21 protein-coding genes are annotated in these 21,415 nt (G+C 64.7%); 15 read left to right on the forward strand and 6 right to left on the reverse strand.

The window, feature by feature from the left end; translation table 11 throughout:
- Nucleotides 1–46: 46 nt before the first annotated feature.
- The 4 genes from NKJ58_RS12790 to NKJ58_RS12805 all read left to right on the forward strand — a co-directional run bounded on the left by NKJ58_RS12790 (nt 47) and on the right by NKJ58_RS12805 (nt 5,193).
- Nucleotides 47–1,288: an ABC transporter substrate-binding protein gene (locus NKJ58_RS12790; RefSeq protein WP_352519200.1), complete on the forward strand. Its 1,242-nt coding sequence runs from the start codon at nt 47–49 to the stop codon at nt 1,286–1,288.
- 121 nt (nt 1,289–1,409) lie between these two features.
- A complete protein-coding gene (locus NKJ58_RS12795) occupies nt 1,410–2,330 on the forward strand; it encodes a carbohydrate ABC transporter permease (protein WP_023705752.1) in 921 nt (306 codons plus the stop codon).
- A complete protein-coding gene (locus tag NKJ58_RS12800; protein WP_023682951.1) occupies nt 2,330–3,187 on the forward strand; it encodes a carbohydrate ABC transporter permease in 858 nt (285 codons plus the stop codon). The genes NKJ58_RS12795 and NKJ58_RS12800 overlap by 1 nt, the downstream gene beginning before the upstream one ends.
- A gap of 38 nt (nt 3,188–3,225) precedes the next feature.
- Nucleotides 3,226–5,193 carry a glycoside hydrolase family 127 protein gene (locus NKJ58_RS12805; RefSeq protein WP_352519329.1) on the forward strand — a complete coding sequence of 656 codons (1,968 nt, stop codon included), beginning with the start codon at nt 3,226–3,228 and terminating at the stop codon, nt 5,191–5,193.
- A 1-nt stretch (nt 5,194) separates the two neighbouring features.
- Here NKJ58_RS12805 and NKJ58_RS12810 read toward each other — a convergent pair whose 3' ends face one another.
- The 3 genes from NKJ58_RS12810 to efp all read right to left on the reverse strand — a co-directional run bounded on the left by NKJ58_RS12810 (nt 5,195) and on the right by efp (nt 8,123).
- Nucleotides 5,195–5,995 carry an endonuclease/exonuclease/phosphatase family protein gene (locus NKJ58_RS12810; protein ID WP_023671569.1) on the reverse strand — a complete coding sequence of 267 codons (801 nt, stop codon included), beginning with the start codon at nt 5,993–5,995 and terminating at the stop codon, nt 5,195–5,197.
- Nucleotides 5,996–6,021: 26 nt separating this feature from the next.
- On the reverse strand, nt 6,022–7,482 hold the full coding sequence (locus tag NKJ58_RS12815; protein ID WP_023805031.1) for a phospholipase D-like domain-containing protein: 1,461 nt from the start codon (nt 7,480–7,482) through the stop codon (nt 6,022–6,024).
- A 71-nt stretch (nt 7,483–7,553) separates the two neighbouring features.
- Nucleotides 7,554–8,123 carry an elongation factor P gene (gene efp, locus NKJ58_RS12820; RefSeq protein ID WP_023682947.1) on the reverse strand — a complete coding sequence of 190 codons (570 nt, stop codon included), beginning with the start codon at nt 8,121–8,123 and terminating at the stop codon, nt 7,554–7,556.
- 129 nt (nt 8,124–8,252) lie between these two features.
- On the opposite strand from efp, the gene epmA reads away from it, so the two are divergent.
- The 8 genes from epmA to NKJ58_RS12860 all read left to right on the forward strand — a co-directional run bounded on the left by epmA (nt 8,253) and on the right by NKJ58_RS12860 (nt 15,657).
- Nucleotides 8,253–9,299 (forward strand): EF-P lysine aminoacylase EpmA, encoded by a 1,047-nt coding sequence (gene epmA, locus NKJ58_RS12825; RefSeq protein WP_023700603.1) that lies wholly within the window; start codon nt 8,253–8,255, stop codon nt 9,297–9,299.
- A gap of 199 nt (nt 9,300–9,498) precedes the next feature.
- Nucleotides 9,499–10,842: a TldD/PmbA family protein gene (locus NKJ58_RS12830; protein WP_023816274.1), complete on the forward strand. Its 1,344-nt coding sequence runs from the start codon at nt 9,499–9,501 to the stop codon at nt 10,840–10,842.
- Complete coding sequence (locus NKJ58_RS12835; protein WP_023671574.1) at nt 10,829–11,635, forward strand: 3'(2'),5'-bisphosphate nucleotidase CysQ; 807 nt, start codon at nt 10,829–10,831, stop codon at nt 11,633–11,635. The genes NKJ58_RS12830 and NKJ58_RS12835 overlap by 14 nt, the downstream gene beginning before the upstream one ends.
- A gap of 68 nt (nt 11,636–11,703) precedes the next feature.
- On the forward strand, nt 11,704–11,949 hold the full coding sequence (locus NKJ58_RS12840) for a DUF4170 domain-containing protein (protein WP_023671575.1): 246 nt from the start codon (nt 11,704–11,706) through the stop codon (nt 11,947–11,949).
- 5 nt (nt 11,950–11,954) lie between these two features.
- Complete coding sequence (locus tag NKJ58_RS12845) at nt 11,955–12,743, forward strand: lysophospholipid acyltransferase family protein (protein ID WP_023671576.1); 789 nt, start codon at nt 11,955–11,957, stop codon at nt 12,741–12,743.
- On the forward strand, nt 12,740–14,056 hold the full coding sequence (gene waaA, locus NKJ58_RS12850; protein WP_023671577.1) for a lipid IV(A) 3-deoxy-D-manno-octulosonic acid transferase: 1,317 nt from the start codon (nt 12,740–12,742) through the stop codon (nt 14,054–14,056). The genes NKJ58_RS12845 and waaA overlap by 4 nt, the downstream gene beginning before the upstream one ends.
- Nucleotides 14,057–15,085 (forward strand): tetraacyldisaccharide 4'-kinase, encoded by a 1,029-nt coding sequence (gene lpxK / locus NKJ58_RS12855; RefSeq protein WP_023671578.1) that lies wholly within the window; start codon nt 14,057–14,059, stop codon nt 15,083–15,085.
- An 89-nt stretch (nt 15,086–15,174) separates the two neighbouring features.
- Complete coding sequence (locus NKJ58_RS12860) at nt 15,175–15,657, forward strand: PM0630 family protein (RefSeq protein WP_155922435.1); 483 nt, start codon at nt 15,175–15,177, stop codon at nt 15,655–15,657.
- A 60-nt stretch (nt 15,658–15,717) separates the two neighbouring features.
- On the opposite strand, the gene NKJ58_RS12865 is transcribed toward NKJ58_RS12860, so the two are convergent.
- A complete protein-coding gene (locus tag NKJ58_RS12865) occupies nt 15,718–15,951 on the reverse strand; it encodes a DUF2093 domain-containing protein (RefSeq protein ID WP_023671580.1) in 234 nt (77 codons plus the stop codon).
- Nucleotides 15,952–16,064: 113 nt separating this feature from the next.
- Between NKJ58_RS12865 and NKJ58_RS12870 the strand changes: the two genes are divergently transcribed.
- Complete coding sequence (locus tag NKJ58_RS12870) at nt 16,065–16,670, forward strand: hypothetical protein (protein WP_023671581.1); 606 nt, start codon at nt 16,065–16,067, stop codon at nt 16,668–16,670.
- Nucleotides 16,671–16,687: 17 nt separating this feature from the next.
- On the opposite strand, the gene NKJ58_RS12875 is transcribed toward NKJ58_RS12870, so the two are convergent.
- Nucleotides 16,688–17,614 carry a LysR family transcriptional regulator gene (locus tag NKJ58_RS12875; protein WP_023705759.1) on the reverse strand — a complete coding sequence of 309 codons (927 nt, stop codon included), beginning with the start codon at nt 17,612–17,614 and terminating at the stop codon, nt 16,688–16,690.
- 92 nt (nt 17,615–17,706) lie between these two features.
- On the opposite strand from NKJ58_RS12875, the gene NKJ58_RS12880 reads away from it, so the two are divergent.
- Entirely contained in the window at nt 17,707–18,600 is an 894-nt protein-coding gene (locus NKJ58_RS12880; protein WP_023671583.1) for a DMT family transporter, read from the forward strand.
- A gap of 109 nt (nt 18,601–18,709) precedes the next feature.
- On the forward strand, nt 18,710–19,459 hold the full coding sequence (locus tag NKJ58_RS12885) for a hypothetical protein (RefSeq protein WP_156932408.1): 750 nt from the start codon (nt 18,710–18,712) through the stop codon (nt 19,457–19,459).
- Between the two features lie 25 nt (nt 19,460–19,484).
- On the opposite strand, the gene mutL is transcribed toward NKJ58_RS12885, so the two are convergent.
- Nucleotides 19,485–21,338 carry a DNA mismatch repair endonuclease MutL gene (gene mutL, locus NKJ58_RS12890; protein ID WP_023739251.1) on the reverse strand — a complete coding sequence of 618 codons (1,854 nt, stop codon included), beginning with the start codon at nt 21,336–21,338 and terminating at the stop codon, nt 19,485–19,487.
- Nucleotides 21,339–21,415 lie beyond the last annotated feature (77 nt).

Genomic DNA, 21,415 nt, shown 5'->3' on the forward strand with positions numbered 1-21,415 from the left:
AGAGCGCCGCAACAGGGAGGAGAACAGAACCATGAGGAGGAAAACCATGAAGACCATGATTACCGGTTTCGCGCTCGCCGCGAGCATTTTTATTGCCTTGCCTGCAATGGCCGCCGACACCGCCAACATCTGGGTTCGCGCCGACGGCTCGAACTTCATGCCGCGCATCGTCGATGCCTTCAACAAGGGCCATGAGAACCAGGTCAAGCTGGACATCATTCCCAATGCCGAGATCATCCCGAAATATGGTGCCGCCGCCGCCGGCGGCACGGCGCCAGACGCGCTGTCGCTCGACCTGATCTACACGCCGTCCTTTGCCGCCGCCGGCCAGCTCGAGGACATCACCGACTGGGCGAAATCGCTGCCTTATTTCGCCAGCCTGTCGCCGGCGCATGTCAAGACCGGCACCTACAAGGACCACATTTACGGGCTGCCGTTCTCGGCCGACGCCTCGGTGCTGATCTGGAACAAGAAACTGTTCAAGCAGGCGGGGCTCGATCCCGACAAGGGGCCGGCCAACTGGGCCGAGATCGAGGCCGATGCCGAAAAGGTCAACGCGCTCGGCGGCGACATCAAGGGCTTCTACTTCTCCGGCAATTGCGGCGGCTGCAACATCTTCACCTTCACGCCGCTGGTGTGGGCATCGGGCGGCGACATCCTCTCCGAGGACGGCTCGAAGGCGACGCTGGACAGCCCGCAGCTGCGCGGCGCCATCGACCTCTACCGCTCGATGGTCAAGAAGGATCTGGTGCCGGCCGGCGCGCAGACCGACACCGGCGCCAACTTCTTTGCCGCCTTCGCCACCGGCAATATCGGCATTTCGCCGTCCGGCGCCTTCGCCATCGGCGCGCTCAACACGCAGTATCCGGATATCGACTATGGCGTCACCTTCCTGCCGGGCAAGGACAGCGGCTGGTCTTCGTTTGCCGGCGGCGACAATTTCGTCGTGACCAAGGGCACCAAGAAGCTCGCCGTGGTGAAGGAGTTTCTCGACTTCGCCTATTCGCTAGAAGGCCAGACCATCCTGGCCAAATACGGCAGCCTGCCGGTGCGCGGCGACATCGCCAAGGAGGCGCTGAAAGATCTCGATCCGCGCTACCAGATCGCCGCCGAAGCCATGGCCAAGGGCCGCACGCCCTATTCCGTGGTGTTCAACGACCTGATCAACTCGGCCAACGGTCCGTGGACGCAGATGATCAACGAGGTTGTCTTCGGCGACGACGTCGATGGCGCCATCGCCAATGCCCAAGAGACCATGCAGTCGATCATCGACCAGGCGCAGAAATAAGGACTGGCCGGCGGCGAGGCGCATGACCCCCCTGCCGTCGCAGGTCCTGATCCGGCCGCCCGATCCGTCTCCCTGGACGGGCGGCCGGCGCTCCTTACCCTCCCCACAAGGGGGAGGGTAAATGACCGCCATCACCACCACCCCGCCACGCGCCAGAAAACTCGTCGGCGCCGGCCGCCGGCAGTGGATCGGCCTGCTCTATGTCGCGCCGGCAGTGGCACTGGTCGTCGTCTTCTTCATCATCCCACTCGGCATGACGGCGTGGATGTCGCTGCACAACTGGCCGCTGATGGGCGAGCATTTTTACATCGGCTTCGACAATTACCGGGCGATCCTGCGCGACAATCGCTTCTGGAACGCGCTGAGCTTCACCGCCTACTACACCGTGATCGTCACCATCGTGATCTTCGCCGTCGCCTTTCCGCTGGCGCTGTTCATCGAAAAGCCCAGGCGGCTGACCGGCTTTTACCGGACATCCTTCTTCATGCCGGCGGTCGTCGGCTTCGCCTCGGCCAGCCTGCTGTGGTCGTGGCTGCTCAATGTCGATTCCGGCCTGTTCAGCCCGGCCGCCTACGATTTCGGCCTGACGGCGAAAAAGTTCAACCTCCTGGCGACGTTCCAGCCGGCCTTCTGGTCGATCATCGCCATGGTCGTCTGGAAGGTGGCGGGCTTCACCATGATCATCCTGATGACCGGCCTGCAGTCGATCCCGACCGATCTGCAGGAAGCCGCGATGATCGACGGGGCAGGGCCGTTCGCGCGCTTTCGCGCCATCACCCTGCCGCTGATGCGCCGCACGCTGGCGCTGGCGCTGATCCTGTCGATCGCCGGTTCGATCCTCGCCTTCGACCAGTTCTACATCATCCTGCGCGGCGGCCCCCGCAACCAGACGCTGACCGCCGTCTACTGGATCTTCAACCAGTCCTTCGTCTCGTTCAAGCTCGGCTATGGTGCGGCGCTGTCGATGATCCTGCTCGCCATACTGGTGGCGCTCAGCCTGGTTCAGCTGTGGCTGCTGCGCAAGCCGGAGGGCATCGACTGATGGCGCAGGCAAGAAGCCGCAGCAGCCGCCTCTGGCTCAGGATCGCCGAGCATTCGACCGGCATGATCGCCTCAGTGCTGTTCATCGCGCCGATCGTCTGGGCCGTGCTGTCGACCTTCAAGCCGGCGCAGGAGGCGCGCCAGCCGCCGCTGCCGCCATGGCCGACGACAGGCTTCTCGGTCGAGAACTACCGCACGCTCGATACCTTTGGCGACGGCCTCTGGCTGCCGGCGCAAAACAGCCTCTATGTCGCCTCGATGACGGTGATCCTGTCGGTCGTCGTCAGCGTGCTCGCCGGCTACGGCTTTTCGCGCTTCCGCTTTCCGATGAAGGATGTGCTCTTCATCGTCATCCTGTCGACGATCATGATCCCGTTCCAGTCGATCCTGACGCCGATCTTCCTGGTGCTGACCAAGGTCGGCCTGCACAACACGCTGACCGGGCTGGTCCTGGTCTACACCACGCTGCAATTGCCGTTCTCGATCTTCATGATGCGCAACGCCTTCGACGCGGTGCCGCGCGAGATCGAGGAGGCCGCGCGCATGGATGGCGCCAACAACGTCACCATGCTGTTGAAGGTGATGCTGCCGCTGGTCTGGCCGGGCATCGTCACCATCGCGCTGTTCGCCTTCCTCGGCGCCTGGAACGAATTCCTGGCCGCACTCGTGCTGATGACCGACCAGTCCAAATTCACGCTGCCGATTATGATGACCGCACTTCAGTCGGGCCGCTTCGGCGCCATCGACTGGGGCGCGGTGCAGGCGGGCGTCACCGTGATGATGGTGCCGTGCCTGGTGCTCTTCCTGTTGCTGCAGCGCTTCTACATCCGCGGCCTGATGGCCGGCGCGGTGAAATGACCCGCCGTGAAATGACCAATATCCAACGGAGTGACACGATGACCGTTCAACCATCCGCCAAGCCCGGCAAACTCGCCTTCCGCCCACTGCCGGTGCCGCAGGTCGATGTCCGCGGCTTCTGGGGCGACCGTGTCGATGCCGTGGCGTCGCGCACCGCCGACATTCTCTACGAGCGCTGCGTCGAGGCGCGCATGCTGGAGCAGATCGACCCGGACCGGCCCTCGCCGGGCGTCGTCATTCCGTTCCATTCGCCGTCGCCCGACGAGGCGGCCAGCCCCGGCTTCACCGGCTCGACGGTGACGACGCAGATGTTCTGGGACTCCGATTGGGGCAAGACCATCGAGACCGCGGCCTATTCGCTCTACCGGCGCAAGAACGCGGCACTCGAGACGAAGATCGATGCCGTCATCGACCTCTACGGCAGACTGCAGCAGGAAGACGGTTATCTCTCCAGCTGGTACCAGCGCATCCAGCCCGGGAAGCGCTGGATCAATCTGCGCGATTGCCACGAGCTCTATTGCGCCGGCCATCTGATCGAAGGCGCGGTCGCCTACTACCAGGCCACCGGCAAGCGCAAGCTGCTGGATATCATGTGCCGCTATGTCGACCATATCGCCGACACCTTCGGTCCGGAGCCGGGCAAGAAGAAGGGCTATTGCGGCCATGAGGAGATCGAGCTGGCGCTGGTCAAGCTGGCGCGGGCGACCGGCGAGCAGAAATACATGGACCTGGCCAGGTATTTCATCGACCAGCGCGGGCAACAGCCGCATTATTTCGACGAGGAGGCGCGTGCGCGCGGCGCCGACCCGAAGGCCTATCATTTCAAGACTTATGAGTACAACCAGTCGCACAAGCCGGTGCGCGAGCAGGACAAGGTCGTCGGCCATGCGGTCAGGGCGATGTACCTCTATTCCGGCATGGCCGACATCGCCACCGAATATGGCGACGATACGCTCAGGGTAGCGCTCGACCGGCTCTGGAACGATCTCACCACCAAAAACCTCTATATCACCGGCGGCCTCGGGCCGTCGGCGCACAATGAGGGCTTTACCAGCGACTACGACCTGCCCAACGAAACCGCCTATGCCGAGACCTGTGCCTCGGTCGGCCTGGTGTTCTGGGCCAGCCGCATGCTCGGCATGGGCCCCAACGCCCGCTACGCCGACATGATGGAGCGGGCGCTCTACAACGGCTCGATCTCCGGCCTGTCGCTCGACGGCTCGCTGTTCTTCTACGAGAACCCGTTGGAGAGCCGGGGCAGGCACAATCGCTGGAAATGGCATCGCTGCCCCTGTTGCCCGCCGAATATCGGCCGCATGGTCGCCTCCATCGGCAGCTATTTCTACTCCCTGTCGGACGACGCGCTGGCCGTTCATCTCTACGGCGACAGCACCGCGCGCTTCGACATATCGAACCGGGCGGTCAGTCTGATTCAGACCAGCAATTATCCCTGGGATGGCGCGGTCTCGATCCGGATCGAAGCCGAAGCGCCGGTCGAGTTCACCTTGCACCTGCGCGTCCCCTCCTGGTGCGGCAAGGCGGCGCTCAAGGTCAACGGCGCCGCGGTCGATCTGGATGACATCACCAGCGACGGCTATGCCGCGATCCGGCGCGAGTGGCGCCAGGGCGACCGGGTCGAACTCGATCTCGAAATGTCGATCGCCCGTCTGTTCGCCAATCCGGAGGTGCGTCAGGACATCGGCCGCGTCGCACTTGCGCGCGGTCCGCTGATCTATTGCGTCGAGGAGACCGACAATGCCGGCCAGTTGCATCGGATCGCTCTGCCGCGAACGGCAAAAATCGAGGCGCATGCCGAGCCGAACCTGCTCGGCGGCATCGTCACGCTTTCGGCACTTGCCAGCAAGGAAGCGCAGGAAAACTGGGAAACCGGGCTCTATCGCACCGATCCGCCGGCGGTGAGCGAAACGAAAATCACCGCTGTCCCGTACTTTGCCTGGGACAACCGCGAACCTGGTGAGATGCTGGTCTGGCTGCGGGACGGATGAGTTACAGGCTGACGAACGCCGTCAGCGGCAAATGATCCGACGCAACCCGCGACAGCGGCGTGTCATGGGCTTCCACCGACGAGACCATGCCGTGCCGGTTGGCCATGATCCGGTCGAGCGCCAGCACCGGCAGGCCTGAGGGAAAAGTCGGCACCGCCGCCGGCGTGAAACCAAAGGTGGCGTGCAGCGTCTTGAGCGCCGAGCGGTTGCCCAGCCGCCATTCGTTGAGGTCGCCGAGCAGCAGGGTCGGCCTTTCATCCTGGTTGCTCATGATGTCGAGCACGACGCGGGCCTGCTCCGAACGCGAGCGGCGCAACAGGCCGAGATGCGCGGCGATGACGCGCAGAGTGCGCGTTTCGTCGAGGTCGATCTCGGCAACCAGCGCGCCGCGGGGCTCCAGTCCCGGAAGCTTGATCTGATGGACGTCGCGCACGGTGCCGCGCTTGAACAAAAGCACGTTGCCGCGCCAGCCATGGCCCTTGCCGCTTCCGGAAACCGGCACCGGCACAAGCCCTGTTTCGTGTTCGATCCGGGCAAGGTCGAGCAGCCCGGCGCGATCGCCGAAGCGGTTGTCGGCCTCCTGCAGCGCGATGACGTCGGGGCCGATCTCGCGGATGACGCGAGCGGTCCGTTCGGGGTCGAACCTGCGGTCGGTGCCGATGCATTTGTGGACGTTGTAGGAGGCGACCACCATCTGGGCCCCTTCAATGTGCTTGCGCGGCGTCGCGTTCGCCTTGCGCGCTTTCCTGCCGCGGATCGACAGGAGCACGGTTTCAGGAAGGCTGCGTCCGTTTATATCCATAGGCCTGCGTTCAATCTGTCCTGATTCTAAAGATAGGGCGATCCCAGCCATAACAACCGGTCAAAAACCCGGATGACAAATGGCCGCGCTCTTAGGGTTGCGAGTGTGACGGGTTTGGCGGAAGCGATTGCCGCTCCGATGCGCCCCTCGATCTCGGCGGCAAAGCCGGTATCCAGCACCTCCAGGTCGATTTCGAAATTCAGCCGCAGCGAGCGGGCGTCGAGGTTGGAGGAGCCGACATAGGCCCAGACGCCATCGACCGACAACAGCTTCGAATGGTCGAACGACCCCTCATGCCGCCAGACGCGGCAATAGTGCTTCAGCACCTGGTCGTATTGCGCCGTCATGGCGCGGCCGACCAGAAAGAGATTGTTGACCGCGGGCACGACGATGTCGATCTCGACGCCGCGCCGGGCCGCCGTGACCAGCGCGCTGACAAATTCCCGGTCCGGCAGGAAATAGGGCGACATGATGCGGATCGATTTGCGGGCGACGGAAAATGCCCCCGTCAGCAATTTGTGGTTGGTTTCGATGCTGGCGTCCGGCCCCGACGCCACCGCGCGCACCAGGATCGGCTGACCGGGAGGCGGCGAGGGCTTTTCTACGTGCCAAACCTCGTCCTTGAGGGCCTCGTTGCCGGCAAAACGCCAGTCCTCGGCGGCAACCGCGAACAGGTCGGCCACGACCGGCCCCGTGACCTGGAAATGCGTATCCGCCGAGCTGGCAGTGCCAGCGAACTCAGCCGAGAACCCCTTGCGGATGTTCATGCCTCCGGTGAATGCCACCGCGCCGTCGACGATCAGGATTTTCCTGTGCGTCCTCAAATTCGCATAGGGAAGTCTCAGGCCCATGACGATGTTGCCGTTGAACAGATCGACGGTGACGCCGGCTTCCCGGAGTGTCCCAAGAATGCTGGGCACGGAATAGCGCACGCCCACCGCATCGATCAGCACGCGAACCGTCACACCGCGCCGGACCGCTCCGGCCAGCGATCCGACAAAACGTCGTCCGATCTCGTCATTGTCGAAGATGTAGGTCTCGAGCAGAATGCTGCGCTGTGCACTGTCTATCGCCCGGCACATTGCTGCGTAAGCTTCGTCGCCGGTCCTGAGGATCGTGATCGCGTTTGCCGACGTCAGTGCGCGCCGCGCCACCCTGTCGCCTAGCGTCTTCAGGCCGGCAAAGCGCTGGCCGAATTCGGCTGAAATGAGTGCTTCGAGCGCAATGTCGTGGTCGTGTTTGGCTGTCTCGGCTTCACCGGCGACGGGCCGCATGGCGCTGATGGTGGCGCGGCGGATGCGGTTGATGCCGGCAATGGCATAGATGATCGCGCCAAGGAACGGCGACAAGATCATCACGCCGACCCAGCCGGTGGCGGCGCGCACGTCTTCCTTGGTCATGATTGCGTGGACGATGCCGATGGCGGCCATCAGCATCGGAATGATCACAAGGATCAGAGGCCAGTAGGTCACAAAGGTCTGCCACATCGGCAGGACTATCGAGCCAGCGGCCGCAGAAGGCAATGCAACGGATCAACCAGGACGGAGGCGCTCGCGCGTCAGTCCTTCGCCCGCTCCACATAAGCGCCATCGGCCGTCATCACCACCACGCGGGTGCCCGGCGCGATGTGCGGCGGCACCAGCGTGCGCACGCCGTTGGAAAGCACGGCCGGCTTGTATGACGAGGACGCCGTCTGGCCTTTGGTCGTCGGCTCCGTCTCGACCACTTCGAAAGTAGCGCGCTGCGGCAGCACCAGGGCTATGGCGATGCCGTTGAACTGCGAAATCTGCACCGCCATGCCTTCGAGCAGGTAGGGCGCCATGTCGCCGACCACGCTTTCCGGCACCGCGACCTGATCGTAGCTTTCCGGGTTCATGAAGTGATACCCCTCGGCGTCGGCGTAGAGGAAGGTGTGCTCGCGCTCCTCGACATAGGCGCGCTCGACCTGCTCGGTGGTGCGGTAGCGCTCCGAAACCTTCACCCCGTCGGAGATGCGGCGCATGTCGAGCTGGGTGACCGGCGTACCCTTGCCAGGGTGGATGTTTTCGGCAAAGAGGATCACGTAAAGCTTGCCGTCCTTGTCGACGACATTGCCTTTACGGAGCGAACTGGCGATGACCTTCACCACGGTTTTCAATCCTAGACTTCGTTGGCCTGAAACGATCGTTCGGCGCAAATCGGCTGCGAGAGCCGTCGCCGTAGCGCATCTTGGCCCGAACCGCCAGCCCTGTCAGCAATTCCGTTGCCCGGCAAACCCATGACTGGCGCTTCGCCCTGGTGGACGCCGGATGTTCACGCCGACCGCCGGCCGCGGCTGATGGCCCGCAACGCCATAGCTGCCGCCATGCGCGGCTGGTTTGGCGAGCGCGACTTCATCGAGGTCGAGACGGCGGCATTGCAGATTTCGCCCGGCAACGAGGCGCATCTCTCAGCCTTCGCCACCGAGGCGATCGGCGCCGACGGCGCGCGCCGGCCGCTTTATCTCCACACCTCGCCGGAGTTCGCCTGCAAGAAGCTGCTGGCCGCCGGTGAGCGGCGCATCTTCAGCCTGGGCGCCGTCTGGCGCAACCGCGAGCGCGGCCCCTTGCACCATCCCGAATTCACCATGCTGGAATGGTATCGGGTCGGCGAAACCTATGACAGCCTGATGGCCGATTGCGCCGAACTGCTGAAGCTGGCAGCCGAGCGGGCCGGCGCCAAAACCTTCCGCTTTCGCGGCCGCGAGGCCGATCCGTTCGCCGAACCGGAACGCGTGAGCGTGGCGGAAGCTTTTGCGCGTTACGCCGGCATCGATCTTCTTGCCACCGTTTCTGCCGATGGCGGCACAGACCGCGCCGCACTCCATGATGCTCTGGTCAAGGCCGGCCTGCGCACGGCCGACGATGACAACTGGGCCGATTTGTTCAGCCGCGTGATGGTGGAAAAGGTCGAACCGATGCTGGGGCAGGGGCGGGCCACAATCCTCTATGGCTATCCGATCTCCGAGGCCGCCTTGGCCCGGCCGAGCGCGGAGGACCAGCGCGTGGCCGAGCGCTTCGAGCTCTATTGCTGCGGCGTCGAGCTCGCCAATGCTTTCGGCGAACTGACCGATCCGGCCGAGCAGCGCCGGCGCTTTGCCGCCGAGATGGACGAGAAGGAGCGCGTCTATGGCGAGCGCTATCCGCTGGATGAGGATTTTCTCGCCGCCCTCGCCATCATGCCGCAAGCCAGCGGCTCGGCGCTTGGCTTCGATCGGCTGGTGATGCTGGCAACGGGCGCGACGAGGATCGATGACGTGATCTGGACGCCGGTCGCCACTCCTTGACGGAAATCGGCCTCGGTTAAACTCACAAACCGGTCAAGCCGCGCGTCTGTGGCGGCCGCCGCGGATGGGCTTTGCGGGCCGCTTGGGCGCTATGCCGCAGCGGGACAATTGCCCGTGCGCCATTGCACAAGCCGCATTGGGACAATAGATGGTGCAACAGCCGCTACCGCCCGGCGCGGCTTCAGCCAGGACCATGCGCATGACCGATACACCAGAGGCAGCGAAATTGACCGACCGCGTCGCGGCACTGGTCGAGGCTGCCAAGCGGGCCGGCGCCGACGCCGCCGACGCGGTTGCCGTGCGCGGCCGCTCGATCGGCGTGTCGGTGCGGCTGGGCAAGGTCGAGAACACTGAGGCGTCCGAGGGCGACGATGTCTCGCTGCGCGTCTTCGTCGGCAACCGGGTGGCGAGCGTCTCGGCGACGGCGGCATCGGACCCCAAGGCATTGGCCGAGCGCGCCGTGGCCATGGCCAAAGTCTCGCCCGAGGACCCCTATCAGGGTCTCGCCGATCCGGCTTTGCTGGTCGGCAAGGTGCGCGACCTCGATCTGTTCGACGCCACCGAGGTTTCGGCCGATCAGTTGAAGGAAGCGGCCCTGGCCGCCGAGGAAGCGGCCCTTGCAGTCAAGGGCGTCACCAATTCGGCCGGCAGCGGCGCCAGCGCAGGCCTCGGCGGGCTGGTGCTTGCCACGTCGAACGGCTTCGTCGGCCACTATGTCGCGTCGCGCTTTTCGCGTTCGGCCAGCGTGATTGCGGGCGAAGGCACCGGCATGGAGCGCGACTACGAATACTCTTCGAACCAGCATTTTTCCGATCTGGACGCACCGGAATTGATCGGCCGCAAGGCCGGGGAGCGCGCCGTGCGCCGCCTCGGCGCCCGCAAGGCGGCGACCGGTCCGGTCAACGTGGTGTTCGATCCGCGCGTCGCGCGCGGCATTGCCGGTCATCTCGCCGGCGCCATCAACGGCGCTTCGGTGGCGCGCAAGACGAGTTTTTTGCGCGAGATGATGGGCAAGCAGGTTGCGTCGGCTGCCATCACCGTCACCGACGAGCCGCTACGGCGTCGCGGCCAGGCCTCGCGCCCGTTCGACGGCGAAGGCGTCGAGGGCGAAAAGCTGTTGATGGTCGAGAACGGCGTGCTGAAGCACTGGTTCCTGTCGACGTCCGCCGCGCGGGAATTGGGGCTGACCACCAACGGACGCGGCGCGCGCAGCGGCTCGTCGGTATCGCCGTCTTCGACCAATCTCGCCATCGAGCCGGGCGACAGGACGCCGGAAGACCTGATCAGGTCGCTGAAATCCGGCTTTTATGTCACTGAAGTGTTCGGCCAGGGCGTCGACATGGTGACCGGCGAATACAGCCGTGGCGCATCCGGCTTCTGGATCGACAATGGTGAGCTTGCCTATCCGGTGGCCGAGGTGACCATCGCCTCCAATTTGAAGACGATGTTCCTCAATATGGTTCCGGCGAGCGATCTTGACCGCGATTTCGGCACTGCCGCACCGACGCTGCTGATCGAAGGAATGACCCTTGCCGGAGCGTGACCCGGTCATATCGGCCGGGGCCTCGGAAGACCTCGATCTGCTGCGCGACGCCGCCCGCGAGGCGGGCGCGATCGCCATGCGCTATTTCGGCAAGAACCCGCAAGTGTGGATGAAAGGCGGCACCTCGCCGGTCAGCGAAGCCGACCACGCGGCGGACGCCTATCTTCGCGAGACCCTGCTGGCGGCGCGGCCGGACTATGGCTGGCTGTCGGAGGAAACGACTGACGATCCGGCACGGCTTCTGGCGCGGCGCACCTTTGTCGTCGACCCCATAGACGGCACCCGCGGCTTCCTCGAAGGTCTGCGCTCGTGGTGCGTCAGCGTCGCGGTGGTCGAGAATGGCCGCACGCTCACCGGTGTGCTCGAATGTCCGGCCAAGGGCGAAACCTATTGGGCGCTGCCTGGCCATGGAGCTTTCCGCAACGGCAAGCCGATTGCCGTGCGCGGCCTGGGTAAGACGGTCGAGATCGGCGGGCTGAAGCAGTTGATCGACCTGATGCCGGCGCAATGGCAAAGCCGGGTGCGGCGCGCGGCGCACATTCCCTCTCTCGCCTACCGGCTGGCGATGGTCGCCAACGGCACGCTCGACGCAACCTTCGTCAAGCCCAACGCGCATGACTGGGATATCGCCGCCGCCGATCTCATCTTGCGCGAGGCTGGCGGCGCCGTGCTCGACGGCCATGGCCGCGCGCCGCTTTATGCCGGGGAGATCATCCGTCACGGCGCGCTGGTCGCCGGCAGCGGGCAGCTGCTGACCGTGCTTGCCGGCGTCATTGCCGATACGGAAGCGTGATCGAAGGTTCCAAAGTCGGCAGCTTTGGGCTAGACCTGTCGCAAACTCACAATATGTGAAGGACCGAAATGGCCGCGGAAGACGGAAAGAAACAGCTTTTGCACCTGGTGTTCGGCGGCGAGCTGAAGCAACTGGGAGGCACCGAGTTCCGCGATCTCGACGCGCTCGACATCGTTGGCGTCTATCCGGACTATCAAACCGCGCACACCGCGTGGAAGGCCAAGGCGCAAGCCAGCGTGGACAATGCCCATATGCGCTATTTCGTCGTCCATCTGCACCGGCTGCTCGACCCTGAAAGCAAGGCCGCCGGTTGACAGTGATGGAGCATGAAGCGGTGAAAGGGCAGCCCACCGGCGCCGCGGTCCGAAGAAGACGCGGCGGCAGTTCGAAGACGTTCTGGCGCAAGATCCGCGAGCCGTTGGCGCAGTCGCGAATCGTCAAGAGCATCATCGTCAGCCTGCTCGCCCAGTTCGTCCGCCTGGTGCGCCTGACCAACCGCGTGGTCGAAGGCTCGGCTAAATTTTCAGGCGGCGACTACGCCGAATTCGAACCCGGCATCATCGCGCTCTGGCATGGCCAGCATCTGCTGACCCCAGCCTATTATCCCAAGGGACGGCCGCTGGTCGCCATGGTCTCGCGCAGCGCCGACGCCGAACTCAACGCGCTGATGATCGAAAAATTCGGCATCGAGGCGGTGCGCGGCTCCGGCGGGCGTGAAAGCACGAAGCATCTCGACAAGGGCGGCGCCAAGGCGCTCATCGCCCTGAAAAAGTCACTCGTCGCCGGCAAGAACGTCGCCATGATCGCCGACATTCCCCACGGCACGCCGCGCGACGCGGGGCTTGGTATCGTTCTGCTGGCACGCCTTTCCGGCCGGCCGATCATGCCTGCCGCCATCGCCACCAGCCGCCGCAAGGTGCTGGAAAGAAGCTGGGACAAGACCACCATCAACCTGCCGTTCGGCCGCTCCTCGATCGTCATCGGAACGCCGGTTTTCGTGCCGGCCAATGCCGACGAGGCCGAAATGGAGCGCAAGCGCCAGGAAGTCACGGCCGCGCTCAATGCCGCGACCGCCGAGGCCTATCGGCTCGTGGACGGCAGGCCATGAGCGTCGGCTGGGCGCGCGCCTTCCTGGCGGCGTACCGCCTTGCCGGTGCCGCCGCCTATCCGCTGATGGGTCCCTATGTCGCCTGGCGCACATCGCAGGGCAAGGAAGACCGCAGCCGCAGCCGTGAGCGCTACGGCGTTGCCGGGCGGCCGCGCCCTGAAGGGCCGGTGATCTGGATCCATGCGGCAAGCGTCGGCGAGACCCTTGCGGTCGTGCCGCTGGTGCAAAGCATCCTCGACTACGGTGTCAACATCGTGCTGACGACGGGCACCGTCACTTCGGCGCAGGTTGCCGACGAACGGCTGGGCGACCGCATCATCCACCAATATGTTCCGCTCGACCTGAAGCCGGCCGTCAGCCGCTTTCTCGATCACTGGCGGCCGGACCTGGCGATCATCGCCGAATCCGAGATATGGCCGATGACCATCCTCGAGCTCGGCGCCCGACACGTGCCGCAGGTGCTGGTCAACGGCCGGCTGTCCGACCGTTCGTTCAAATCCTGGAAGAAGCGCGCCAACATCGCCGAGGCGCTGTTCGAGAACCTCGCACATGTCGTTGCCCAGTCGGATGTCGACGGCGAACGGTTTCGCGCGCTTGGCGCCCGGCCGGTCACCGTGTCCGGCAACCTCAAGGTCGACACCTTGCCGCCGCCCGTCGACGAACGGGCGCTGGCGACGCTGAAGCGCCAGATCGCCGGCCGCCCGACCTGGGCGGCAATTTCGACCCATGACGGCGAGGAGGTGGTCGCGGCGGAAGTCCACGCCACGCTCTACAAGCGCCACCATGGCCTGCTGACAATCATCGTCCCGCGCCATCCCGACCGCGCCGAAGCGCTGGCAGCACAGATTTCCGGCATGGGCCTGAAGCTGGCGCGGCGCAGCAAGGGGGACCGGATCACCGCCGACACCGATATCCTCCTTGGCGATACGATCGGCGAGATGGGGCTTTATCTCCGGCTGACGGAAATCGCCTTTGTCGGCCGCTCGCTGACCTCGGAAGGCGGCCAGAATCCGCTGGAGCCGGCCATGCTCGACACCGCTGTGCTGGCCGGCCGCAACGTCCAGAATTTTCGCGAGGCCTATCAGCGCCTGCTCGACAGTGGCGGCGCCAAGCTGGTGCGCGACCGCGACATGCTGGCCGGCGCCGTCAATTTCCTGCTGAGCAATGAAGTTGCGCGCCATGAGATGATGGCGGCCGGTGCCGCCACAGTCGACCAGATGCGCGGTGCGCTGGCGCACACGCTGAAGTCGCTCGAGCCTTATATCCAGCCATTGATCGTCAAGTCGCGCCTGAAGGGCGCCGACGGGCGATAGGTGGCGTCGGAAGCACCACCTTTCTGGTGGGAAGCGCCGGACTGGCGGGTCTTTGCGCTGTCGCCGCTATCAGCGGTCTATGGCATGGTCGCCGGCCGCCATATGCATCGGGCGATACGTCAAAAGATCGACGCGCCAGTGCTTTGCGTCGGCAACTTCACCGTCGGCGGCAGCGGCAAGACGCCGGTCGCCATCGCGCTGGCCAAGCAGGCCAGGCGCATGCAGCTCAATCCCGGATTCCTGTCGCGCGGCCATGGCGGCTCGTTTGCGCAGCCGCATGTCGTCGATGCCAGTCACGACGCCGCCAAGCATGTCGGCGACGAGCCGCTGCTTCTGGCCGAGCACGCGCCGGTTGCGGTAAGCCCGAACCGCGCCGCCGGCGCCAAGCTGCTCATGGAAGCCCATGGCTGCGATTTCCTGATCATGGATGACGGTTTTCAGAGCGCGCGCATCCATATTGATTATGCGCTGGTCGTCGTCGACGCCCGCTACGGCATCGGCAATGGCCGCGTCATTCCGGGTGGGCCGCTGCGCGCCAACGTCGTCGACCAACTGGTGTTCACCGATGGGCTGTTGAAGATGGGCGAGGGCACCGCCGCCGACCAGGTCGTGCGCCAGGCGGCGCGCGCCGGCCGGCCGATCTTCGAGGCGCATGCTGAACCGGGCGGCAAGGAGCGGTTCGCCGGCCGGCGGTTCCTCGCCTTTGCCGGCATCGGCCATCCCGAAAAATTCTTCGAGACGCTGCGCGGCACGGGCGCGGAAGTGGCGCTGAGCCGGTCGTTTCCGGACCATCATTTTTATGCCCCCGACGAACTCGCCGAACTGGCGGCAACCGCGCGCCGTGAGGGACTGGGCCTCGTGACCACCGCCAAGGACGCAGCCCGGCTGCGCCATGGCGCAGCCTCGGCTGAATTCCTTGGTCAACTCGACGTGCTGGAGATAGACGCCACGTTCGAACTCGACAATGTGCCGGAGCGGATCATCGATGAGACGCTGGATGCCTGGAGACAGCGCCGGCTGCGAGGGTAGGGCGCTCCCGCGTTGACACAGGATATTTCTCGCCGCTTATCACAATTATAAGTCAGACCGGCTTCAGCGCGGGGGGTGGAATGGTTAGGTTGCGGGCACTCTTTGTGGGCTTTGTTCTTGTGGCGATGGCGAACCCATCTTCGGCGCAGGCACCCACCGCGACCGACAGCGAATTTCTGGTCTCGGTCACCGAAGCGGACGGTGCTACCCACGTTCGGCCCTCAAACATTGTACCGCTTATCCCCGATAGCGCCTGCTTTGAATGGCGCGTACGTCTGGCGCAAGGCGACAGACTGGTATCGGTCACCGAGGTGTTCGCGCTTCCCGCGGAGCCCAGGCAGTGGGGTGGTATCGACGGAAACGAATACAGCTTGAGCAAGCTATCGGGCGATCGAAGGGTCTCCGAGACCACCATGTTCTACAAACCGCAGGACGGATGGATCTCGCATGGGTGGTGCATGGCCGAGGGTGATCCGATCGGGCCGTATTCCATCAAAGTGCTTGTCGGAGATCGGCTTGTTCATAAATTCGACTTTTCGGTCGAAAACGCGCCGGCATCCTCAAAGCCATAGTCCTGCAGGCGTTCCAGGAAAATCAGATCGACGGTGAGCCTTGCTTTCCGGTGTGCCGATCTAGCCCCGGCTGCGCAGGTCCGGATGCGTTTCGATCTCGCGGCGCAGCGAGGCGGCGGCGCTGACATAGGGCTCCTGCCTGGCGACGCTCCAATATTTGAGCTCGTCCAGCGGAATGCTCTCACCGGTCACAGCGCAGCGCACGAATGCGCCGGGGCTGGTGACCTGGAAGTCGCCGTCGAGATAGCGGATCCGGGCTTCCTTGCCGCCAGGGCCTTCGAAGCGGTTCATCATGGGGTGGTGCCAGAGTTCATGCTGATTTCATCGCCATAAATTGCCGGCAAGGTCAAGCTTGACGCAATGCTGAGGCGCTATTGTCGGCTCCAAACCATTCTTATGGGACCGGCATGGACATTTCATCCGCCCGCCTGACTGCGCTGCTGCGCGAGGCCATGATATTGGCAGCGGTGCCGTCGGCGAAGGCCGATCCGGCGAAAGCAGCACTTATAAAGGCGCTGGTGCAGCCGCCGACGCCATCCGGTGCGCCTTTGCAGCCGGCAGCGGCGCCGGCGCTGCAGGCGCTGTTGTCCGCAGCCGTCGCAAAGGGGCAGCAGACGGGTTCAGCCGAGATCCTGCAGGCCTATCTGGCGCTTGCCGAACCGGGTGACGCGGCGCCCGACGATTTCGGGCCGACAACGGCTGCGACAGGCAAGGCGACGCCAGCCAACGACGATGCACAGCGCGGTCTGCCGGTGCCGCCGGCCAGGGCCGATGATGGCGCTGCCGCAAAGCCGGCAGGACTGCCCTGGTTTGCGCTTCTCGCACCGGGGGTTTCGCCGCCGCGCCGCGCCTCCGCCACCGACGCGGCGGCGAAGCGGGGGCAGGCGATGTCTGGGTCGAATGACACGGTCCAGCCCGAAGGCCGGCAGCAGATGCGTGTCGGCCTGATGGCGCTGGCAGCCGGGTTTCTGGCCGTCGCCATTGTCGGGCTCGCCTTGCTGGTGCTTGGCTGAGCACCGAACGATCGCCGCTATCGCTCGGCTTCGAGGAAAGCTTCCATCTTGTCCATCGCCAGCCCCGCCTCGACAGCGATACGGCGTGAAAGTTCGGCGGCAGCCGTACGCGGCCGCCCCAGCGGCCGGTCCAGCCAGTACGACACCGGGTTCAGCGCCGTGCGCTCGTCGACGGCGACGATGCGGCCTGCCTCCAACTGGTGTCCGGTCAGCGGCGGCCGCGCCAGCGCGATGCCGAGCCCGTAAGCTGCGGCGTCGAGCACCAGATTGTAGTCCTCGAAGCGGCGATCCTGCGGGCGCGGGCGGTAGTCCATCCCTTGCGCGGCAAACCAGGCACGCCAACCCGAAGCGTCGGAATCGTTGATCAGTGGAAACCTCAGCAGCCGGGCCGGGTCGCCGCGGCCGATCTCGCGGGCAAGGCCGGGCGCGGCGACGGGAAAGACATGTTCCTCGAACAGCTTCACCGAGATGCGGCCCGGAATGCCCCCGCGGCCGCAGCGGACCGACAGGTCGATGCCTTCATCGGCAAGGTCGCCCTGGCGGATGTCGACGTCGAGCACGATGCGCAGCTTGGTTGGATTGTTCTCCAGCGCCGCCATGCGTGGCATCAGCCACAGCCCGCTGACGGAGGGTATCGAGGTCAGCCGCACCACGGCGGTGCCGCGCGGCTCGACCCAGCGGTCGGAATGGCTGGAGATCAGCGCAAAGGCTTCCGCCGTGCGCAGATGCAGGCGGTTGCCCTCGATGGTCAGCGAGACGCCGCGCGCGCCGCGGTCGAACACTTTCAAGCCCAGCCAGTCCTCCAGCTTGGCGATCTGCCGGCTGACGGCGCCGTGGGTGATGTTGAGCTTCTCGGCCGCGGCCGAAAAGCTCCCCGTTCGCGCCGCCGCATCGAAGGCGCGCAGGGTCTCGAGCGGCACCATTGTGTCTGAGCTGTGATCCATAGTCACAGGTGATCCTCGATTTGATCGTTTGTCAACGGCGCCGAAAAGGCGCTTTCTGCCTTTCAACACTCTGAGAACCCGAGGACAGGCAGATGAGCGCAACGACCAGCACGTCGAATCCGACACAGCGGATGGACACCACGGCGGCCATCGCCGTGGCCTTGACGGTGGTTGGCTGGGCCTCGGCCTTTCCCGCGATCCGTGCCGGCCTCGCCGCTTTCGGGCCGCTGGAACTCGGTGCGCTGCGCTTTGCCATTGCCGCGGTGCCGGCGGCGATCTTTCTTGCCGTCAAGCGCCCGGCGCTGCCGAGGCTCGACGAAGTGTGGCGCCTGGTGTTTGGCGGCGCCATCTTCGTCGCGCTCTACACTGTCATGCTCAATTTCGGCGAATTGACGGTTTCGGCGGGTGCCGCCGGTTTCATCATCAATGTCAGCCCGATCTTCACCGCCATTATGGCAATGGCATTGCTCGGCGAGCGCTTCTCAAGCTGGGCCTGGTTCGGCACGGCGATTTCTTTCGCCGGCATCGGTATCATCGCTGTGGCTGACGGCAATGGCTTGAGTTTCGACACCGGCGCGCTGCTGGTTCTTGGCTCCGCGCTGTGCTCGGCCGTCAACACGATCGTCCAGAAGCCGCTCTTTGCCCGCCATCACCCGCTGACCATTTCGGCCTCGAACATGATCCTTGGCGCGCTTTGCCTGGCACCCTTTCTGCCGAGCGGCTTTGCGCAGGCCGCGGTCGCCAACACGGCCGGTATCGGCGCCGTGATCTTTCTTGGCATCGTGCCCAGCCTGATCGCCTATGCCGCCTGGGCAACCGCACTGTCGCGTCTTCCGGCAGCGCGCGCCTCGAACTTCCTCTATCTGGTCTCGCCCATGTCAGCCCTGATCGGCTTCTTCTGGCTGGGCGAAGTGCCGACGCTACTTGGTATCCTCGGCGGCGCACTGGCGCTGGGCGGCGTGATCGTGGTGAATTTAAAGCGTTAAAACAAATGATTTGAGCTGTTTTCGGACTCAAACCGAGAACCGCTTCCATCAGAATGCAGACACCCAGAGGAAGGACAGCTATGGTACGCTGCGTTCACTGGGGGACGGAATGGGAAGACTGTTCATATCGGCAATTTTTTGCGTTTTGCTGCTGACCGGGAAAGCCGCCGCGGGCTGGTATCAGGTCGAAAACTACGAAGGCTCCATCGGACCTAACCCCGTCCACCTATCGCTGCAGAGATATGACAGTTTCGGCAGGGGGATTACGGTCGAGGGGAGCTATTTCCATGACGCGAAGCAAAGCCCGATAGCGGTGTACGGCAAGATCAGTGGCACCAGCGTCTTCCTTTGCGAGATTGCGGACGACCGGGTGCTGGTCATGGGATCGAAAACGCCCGTTGGCACCACCGGATGTCCGTTTTCTCTCGACCTTGGCGAAAGCGGCGCAACAGAGACTTGGAGCAAGGGCTCGGACAAGTTCCCGATCACGCTGAAGAAGGTCGCAAGCCTCGACGATACCGGTGAGGCGAAGGTTGACGGCACCGTCGAGATTCCCTTCTGGGCGCAGACAGCAACCCACAGATTTGCCGGGGTCTACGAGAAAGCGGGCTTTCTCGTCTGCATGAATAAGCTGCGGGTCATCGATAAGAAGAAAAAGAAGGTCGTTCAGGAGATCGCTTTCGATGACGACGATTGCGATGCCGGCATGCTGATGACTCCCATCTACATGAATGTTCAAAAACAGGTTGGGAGAAGCTTCGAGACAATCTCCGTGAATTTTCGCGGCGGTAGCGCCGGTTACTCACGGGATTACGTTTTCTCTCATAGGTTCAAGGATTATCGCCTGTTGGTGAATTGAGCGTGTGGCCTGACCTGGCTTGTGCTCACCGCCGCCCAAACAGCCGCTCTATGTCGGCGAGCTTGAGTTCGATATAGGTCGGGCGGCCGTGGTTGCAGGTGCCGGAGCCCGGCGTTGCTTCCATCTGGCGCAGCAGCGCGTTCATCTCCTCAGGCTTGAGCAGGCGGCCGGAGCGGACCGAGCCGTGGCAGGCCATAGTCGCGGCGATCTTGTCCAGTCGTTCCTTCAGCGTCTCGATCGTGTCGTTGTCGGCGATCTCGTCGGCAAGATCACGCACCAATTGCTGGACATTGGTTTCGCCGAGCATCGACGGCGTCTCGCGCACCGCCACCGCGCCGGGACCGAAACGCTCAATGGCGAGGCCGAACCGGGCCAGCGTTTCGGAATGCATGGCCAGCCGCTCGGCGTCCTCCTCCGGCAGGTCGACGATCTCCGGCAGAAGCAGCATCTGCGAGGGCACCGCGCGCGAGTGCAGGGCATTCTTCAGCGCCTCGTAGACCAGCCGCTCATGCGCCGCGTGCTGGTCGACGATGACAAGCGAATCCCTGGTCTGGGCGACGATGTAGTTCTCGTGCACCTGCGCGCGGGCGGCGCCCAGCGCGGTGCCGAGCAGCGTCTCGGCCGGCTCGGCTAAGCCGGCACGCGCATCGGCGCTGGCGAGCGGACCGGCGTCGAATGCAGCCTGGTCGTTTTCGCGGAAGCCGGCGCCGTCAAATCCCATATCCAGCGGCCGCTGTGGCGAGCGGTCAAAGCCCGAAAAGCCCGAGGCCCGGTAGGCCGCGTCATAACTGCGATGACCGTTGGCAGGACCCGCATGGGCGTAGGAGGCGGCTCCCGGCCGGAACGCCGCCACCATCCCGGCGGCCCCGCTGGTGGCGGCGCGGATGCCGGCATTGGCCAGCGCCTCGCGAATGGCGCCGACGATCAGCCCGCGCACCAGGCCGGGGTCGCGAAAGCGCACATCGGCCTTGGCTGGGTGGACGTTGACGTCGACGGTCGCCGGATCGAGCGTCAGGAACAGCACGGTCACCGCGTGCCGGTCGCGCGGCAGCACATCGGCGAAAGCGCCGCGAATGGCGCCGGCAATCAGCTTGTCGCGCACTGGCCGGCCGTTGACATAGGCATATTGCTGCAACGCGTTGGCGCGGGTGAAGGACGGGATCGAGACGTGGCCGGTCAGGTGCACGCCGTCCCGGCTGGCGTCGATAGCGATGGAATTGTCGGGAAACTCGGCGCCCATGACTTGCGCGACGCGGCGCAGGCTGCCTTCCGCCGTGTCGTCGGTCGCCGGCAATTCCAGCGTCGAGCGGTCCGAGCCGGCGAGCGTAAAGCGCACGGCGGGGAAGGCGATAGCGATGCGCTTGAGCACGTCGCTGGTGGCGGAGCTTTCGGCGCGCTCGCCCTTCATGAATTTGAGCCGGGCCGGCGTGGCGAAGAACAGGTCGCGCACCTCGACCGTGGTGCCGCGGTTGGCCGCCGCCGGTTTGACCGCCGAAACGCGGCCGCCTTCGATGGCGATCTCGGCTGCAGCGTCGCCTGCGGCCGTGCGCGAGCGAACCGACAGTCGCGACACCGAACCAATCGACGGCAATGCCTCGCCACGGAACCCGAGCGAGCGGATATCGCGAATGTTGTCGGCAAGTTTCGAGGTGCAGTGGCGCGCAATGGCCAGCGCCAGTTCCTGTTCGGGGATACCGGAGCCGTCATCGGTGACGCGGATCAGGTTCAGCCCGCCGCCGGCAGTGACGACCTCGACGCGGGAGGCGCCGGCGTCGAGCGCGTTTTCGACCAGTTCCTTCACCACGCTCGCCGGACGCTCGATGACTTCGCCGGCGGCGATCTGGTTGATCATCGTTTCGGAAAGCTGGCGAATGGGCATGGGGGTATTATAGGCGGATTCGAAGGGTGTGCGGAAGGCTTCAATGAATGCCGGACATTGGAGACGCCAGCGGGACA

This window comes from Mesorhizobium sp. M0139, assembly GCF_040322455.1.
Lineage (GTDB): Bacteria > Pseudomonadota > Alphaproteobacteria > Rhizobiales > Rhizobiaceae > Mesorhizobium.

Coding starts and splice junctions, on each gene's coding strand:
- NKJ58_RS12790 (WP_352519200.1), top strand. CDS start 47: ATGAAGACCATGATTACCGGTTTCGCGCTCGCCGCGAGCATTTTTATT.
- NKJ58_RS12795 (WP_023705752.1), top strand. CDS start 1,410: ATGACCGCCATCACCACCACCCCGCCACGCGCCAGAAAACTCGTCGGC.
- NKJ58_RS12800 (WP_023682951.1), top strand. CDS start 2,330: ATGGCGCAGGCAAGAAGCCGCAGCAGCCGCCTCTGGCTCAGGATCGCC.
- NKJ58_RS12805 (WP_352519329.1), top strand. CDS start 3,226: ATGACCGTTCAACCATCCGCCAAGCCCGGCAAACTCGCCTTCCGCCCA.
- NKJ58_RS12810 (WP_023671569.1), bottom strand. CDS start 5,995: ATGGATATAAACGGACGCAGCCTTCCTGAAACCGTGCTCCTGTCGATC.
- NKJ58_RS12815 (WP_023805031.1), bottom strand. CDS start 7,482: ATGTGGCAGACCTTTGTGACCTACTGGCCTCTGATCCTTGTGATCATT.
- epmA (WP_023700603.1), top strand. CDS start 8,253: ATGACTGGCGCTTCGCCCTGGTGGACGCCGGATGTTCACGCCGACCGC.
- NKJ58_RS12830 (WP_023816274.1), top strand. CDS start 9,499: ATGACCGATACACCAGAGGCAGCGAAATTGACCGACCGCGTCGCGGCA.
- NKJ58_RS12840 (WP_023671575.1), top strand. CDS start 11,704: ATGGCCGCGGAAGACGGAAAGAAACAGCTTTTGCACCTGGTGTTCGGC.
- NKJ58_RS12845 (WP_023671576.1), top strand. CDS start 11,955: ATGGAGCATGAAGCGGTGAAAGGGCAGCCCACCGGCGCCGCGGTCCGA.
- waaA (WP_023671577.1), top strand. CDS start 12,740: ATGAGCGTCGGCTGGGCGCGCGCCTTCCTGGCGGCGTACCGCCTTGCC.
- NKJ58_RS12865 (WP_023671580.1), bottom strand. CDS start 15,951: ATGATGAACCGCTTCGAAGGCCCTGGCGGCAAGGAAGCCCGGATCCGC.
- NKJ58_RS12870 (WP_023671581.1), top strand. CDS start 16,065: ATGGACATTTCATCCGCCCGCCTGACTGCGCTGCTGCGCGAGGCCATG.
- NKJ58_RS12875 (WP_023705759.1), bottom strand. CDS start 17,614: ATGGATCACAGCTCAGACACAATGGTGCCGCTCGAGACCCTGCGCGCC.
- NKJ58_RS12880 (WP_023671583.1), top strand. CDS start 17,707: ATGAGCGCAACGACCAGCACGTCGAATCCGACACAGCGGATGGACACC.
- NKJ58_RS12885 (WP_156932408.1), top strand. CDS start 18,710: ATGGGAAGACTGTTCATATCGGCAATTTTTTGCGTTTTGCTGCTGACC.
- mutL (WP_023739251.1), bottom strand. CDS start 21,338: ATGCCCATTCGCCAGCTTTCCGAAACGATGATCAACCAGATCGCCGCC.